Here is a 4009-nt window from a genome sequence, read left to right on the forward strand (position 1 = left end):
GCGGCGCTGCCCCGTGTGGCGCTGCCCCGTGCGGCACTGCTCTGGGCGGCACTGCTGGCAGAACCCGCCTGGCCGGAAGAGGCGGTTGAGCCCTCGGGCGCCAATTTCGGCGGCATGGGGCTGGTGGAAAGCCGCAATGCCCGCATGCGCGCCGATGGCACCATCGAGGCCGGTGCCTCCCAGCGGCATCAGCGCCGCTTCAGCTTCATCAACTGGCAGGCTCTGCCGTGGCTGGAGGCCACCTTCCGCCTGACCGACAAGCTGAACGCCACCACCGGCCACGGCAAGACCACCGACCGCGCCTTCGACCTGCGCGCCCGGCTCTGGGAGGAGAATGACTGGCGGCCAGCCCTGGCGGTGGGGGTGCAGGATGCCATCGGCACCGGCATCTATGCCGCCGAGTATATTGTAGGCAGCAAGAGGTTTTGGGATTTCGACCTCACGCTCGGCATGGGCTGGGGGCGGCTGGCCACCGGCAGCGACCTGCCCAACCCGCTGGGCTATGGGCTTTCATCCTTCAACACCCGCCCCCGCCAGGTGGGCCAGGGTGGCGTGCCGGCTTTCAACACGTTGTTTCGTGGGCAGCGGGTGGACCTCTTCGGCGGGGTGGAGTGGAATGTGCCGGAGATTCCCACGCCCTTTGGCGGGATCACGGGGCTTCGGGTGAAGCTGGAATATTCCGCCGATGCGCTGCGCGACGAGCGCGGTGGCTATCCCGCCCGCAACACTGCCCTGCGCGGGCGGGCAGAGACGCGCTTCAATGCCGGGCTGCAATGGAGCAATGAGTTCTTCGATATTGGCGCCAGCTTCGTGCATGGCACCGATGCCGTGCTGCGGCTGAGCCTGCGGCTGGACCCGCTGAACCCGCCGGAATTTCGCCGCGCACCGCCGCCGCTGATGGTGCCACGGCCCGAGGCGGTGGAGGAATTCACCAATGAAAGCGTGGCCATGGCGCTCTTCCCCGCGCTGCGGGAGGCAGGTTTTACCCCGCTGGGCTTGAATATTCGCGATGATGAGGCGGTGGTGACGGTGAGCGGCGGGCGGTTTCGCACCCTGGCGCAGATGGCCGCAAGGGTGGCGCGCGCCGCCCAGCCGCATGTGCCGGCCACGATTGAGCGCATCCGTGTGGTGCATGAGCGTGCCGGGGCGACGATTGGCCGGGTGGTGATTCTGCGCGAGGCGATGGAGGCGGCGGCCTGGGGCAGCGGCAGCGCCGAGGAGGTGTTTGGCAGCGCTCAATTGCTGGCGGCGATGCCTGAGGCGGGCGGGTTTAGGGTGCCGCCACCGCATCTCGCCTGGGGCATCGAGCCGCGGCTGAAGCTGCAATTGGGCGACCCTCAGCAAAGCCTGCGCTACCAGCTGGGGGCGGCCGCTGGCGGGCGGCTGGAGCTGGGCTGGGGGATCGTCATGGCGGGTGCCGTGCAGCAAACCCTGGTGCAGAATATGGACCAGGGCCTGCCCGGCAATTCCGCCCTGGCGCATGTGCGCAGCGACTTTGCCCGCTATGCCAGGGCGGGCACCACATCCATCCCGGCGCTTTATGTTGAGCGGATGTGGAACCCGGCACCGGATTGGTTTGCGCGGTTGAGCGCGGGGCTGCTGGAGCCGATGTTTGCCGGCGGTGGGGCTGAGTTGCTGTGGCGGCCGCATGATTCCGCCCTGGCGCTGGGGGTGGATGTGAATGTGCTGGCGCAACGGCATTATCGCCAGCGTTTCGCGATGCTTGGGTACAACACGGTGACCGGCCATGCCTCGGCCTATTGGGATACGCCGTGGTGGAACATCTACACCGTGCTGCGGGCGGGGCGTTATTTGGCGGGTGATTGGGGGACGACATTGGAGGTGGGACGGCGCTTTGACAGCGGCGTGGAGATTGGCGGTTTTGCCACCTTTACCAATGTCGCCTTCAGCCGGTTTGGTGAGGGGAGTTTTGACAAGGGGGTTTTCATTCGCATTCCCTTTGACCTGTTTGGGCCGAGCACGCAGGCGCGGGCCAATTTGAATTTTCGCACGGTGCAGCGCGATGGCGGCCAAAGGTTGAGTGTGGATAACCCGCTATGGGATGTGTCGCGCGATGGCAGGGCGGATGCGCTTCGCGCTGGGTTTGGCGGCTTTAGCCGCTGAGGCGGATGCGGCCTTTGAACAAGGCGAAGCGTGGAAGGCCCTGCAGCGGGTGAAGGGTGTCGCGCCTGGGAATTCATGCGCGTTCGTTATATGTATTTCTCTGCACTAATTTTATAATAATGAGTTATCGTGCGAATTTTGTGGGTTATTGTATTTAATAGTTATATTTATCAATGGTTTGGTTGATTTTTTGTCTTGCGAATAGTTTGGCGCACATCAAAACTCGTCATTTCTCAGGTTTAACGTGACTGGTAAAATTTAAAATGTTCGACGCGGTGCATTCGCGGGTTATGGGTCTGATGAGTTCGAGGCGGCCGCTTTTCCAGCACGGCAATGTGCTGCTAGCGGAACCAACCAGTTCTATTATTGTTGATATTGGAATGAATTTTGGCAGGCTTAGCGTCTGTGCAGAAGATGAGCCCTATTTATGGCGAGGGCGGTTTTCGCGGCGGCGGTGGATTTGCAAATGCGAATGCGGCAAGTTGACCTCCGTGCGCGAGGATATGCTCAAAAACGGCAGGACCTCGAGTTGTGGCTGTTTCCGCAATGACCAGACCGCGGATCGCTTCACGCTGCATGGCGGCAAACGCAGCACGATGCGGCTCCCGGAGTATCAAGCCTGGCAGACCCTTTTGCATCGCAATAGTTCAGAATTGATCTGCGCGAATTGGTGCCTGCCGAATGGTGAGGGATTTAGCAATTTCTTCCGAGACATTGGCAAAAGGCCCACACCGAAACATCGGCTGGTGCGGGTGAATGCAAAGGAGCCATTTTCACCTGCGAATTGCTTATGGTCAGATCAAATACCCCGCCGCGGGGTGCCGCGACGGAGCATCCGTATCCGCAATGTGGAGATGACACTGCGCGAAGCTGCGGCGCAATTCGGCGTGCCCTACGCGGTGCTATGCCGAAGACTGCAAAGGGGCTGGTGTGCGGAGCGCGCCGTGCAACCACTCGTGGTGGCCTAGCCTCGGGCTTCTTCGGCCTCAACGGCGCGGATCACCTCGGCAAGTGCCGTGATCGCGCGACCCAGGCAGATCTTGGCCTCCTCGGAGCGGCTCTCCTTGAGCAGCAATTGCGCTGTATCGACGGACAAGGCGGCGGTGGCGAAAAACTGGGCCAGCCGATGCTGAGATTTGGCGGTAGCCGAGGTCATGTCAGCCCTCACCATCATCAGCGCGGCTGTCCTGTTCGGGGAAGCCCATGAATGCATAACCGATGGGTCGGATCGTCTTGATCACCGTTGGTTCCGAGCCGGGCTCGATTTTGGCGCGGATTTTGCGGATCAAGGTATCCACCGCACGGTCCGTCGGGTCATAACGGCGGCCGAAGACACTCTCGAAGAGGACCGCGCGGCTCACCGGCTCACCCGCCGATTCATAGAGCGCGCGCAGCATGGTGAATTCTGCCGTGGTGAGCGGACAGATGGCGCCATTGGGGCGGCGCAACTCGCGCCGGGCGACTTGAAAGCGCCACTCGCCTGAAATGCTGGCGGCAGCCAGTTGCGCTGGCGCTGCCGCTATCCGATTGCGTCGCACCACTGCACGGATGCGGGCAAGAATTTCCCTGGGAGAGGTTGTTTTTTCGCACTCATCATCCGCGCCGAGTTCAAGATTGACAATCCTGTCCATCGGATCGGATTTGCCCGTAATGATGATGCATGGAAATTCGTATTTTTGCCGAACGGTTTTTAAGACATCTGTCCCGCTAACCATATCGAGCCGCTGGTCTAACAATAAAATATCAGGAATTTTTAATTGGAGCAGGGGGAAAAAATCATTAACATTCAGAACGGCATCAACCTTACAGCCGTTTAGCTCCAGATATGCTTTTATTGCATCGCAAAACGCGCGATCATCATCAAGTACAATAACATGAATTGCCT

At 60.9% G+C, this 4009-nt stretch carries 4 protein-coding genes; 2 read left to right on the top strand and 2 right to left on the bottom strand.

From position 1 onward, the window contains the following. Together ABWP84_RS14675 and ABWP84_RS14680 are read left to right on the top strand one after the other, a co-directional pair. Positions 1-2124: YjbH domain-containing protein (locus ABWP84_RS14675; protein WP_353212787.1), on the top strand; the 2124-nt coding region annotated here is incomplete at its 5' end. A 263-nt stretch (positions 2125-2387) separates the two neighbouring features. Then, on the top strand, positions 2388-3092 hold the full coding sequence (locus tag ABWP84_RS14680; RefSeq protein ID WP_353212788.1) for a hypothetical protein: 705 nt from the start codon (positions 2388-2390) through the stop codon (positions 3090-3092). On the opposite strand, the gene ABWP84_RS14685 is transcribed toward ABWP84_RS14680, so the two are convergent. Together ABWP84_RS14685 and ABWP84_RS14690 are read right to left on the bottom strand one after the other, a co-directional pair. Further along, positions 3089-3280: a hypothetical protein gene (locus tag ABWP84_RS14685; protein ID WP_353212789.1), complete on the bottom strand. Its 192-nt coding sequence runs from the start codon at positions 3278-3280 to the stop codon at positions 3089-3091. The genes ABWP84_RS14680 and ABWP84_RS14685 overlap by 4 nt on opposite strands. 1 nt (position 3281) lies before the next feature. After that, the coding region (locus ABWP84_RS14690; protein WP_353212790.1) for a response regulator transcription factor at positions 3282-4009 on the bottom strand (728 nt) is incomplete at its 5' end.

It is taken from the genome of Rhodovarius sp., assembly GCF_040399605.1.
Lineage (GTDB): Bacteria > Pseudomonadota > Alphaproteobacteria > Acetobacterales > Acetobacteraceae > Rhodovarius > Rhodovarius crocodyli_A.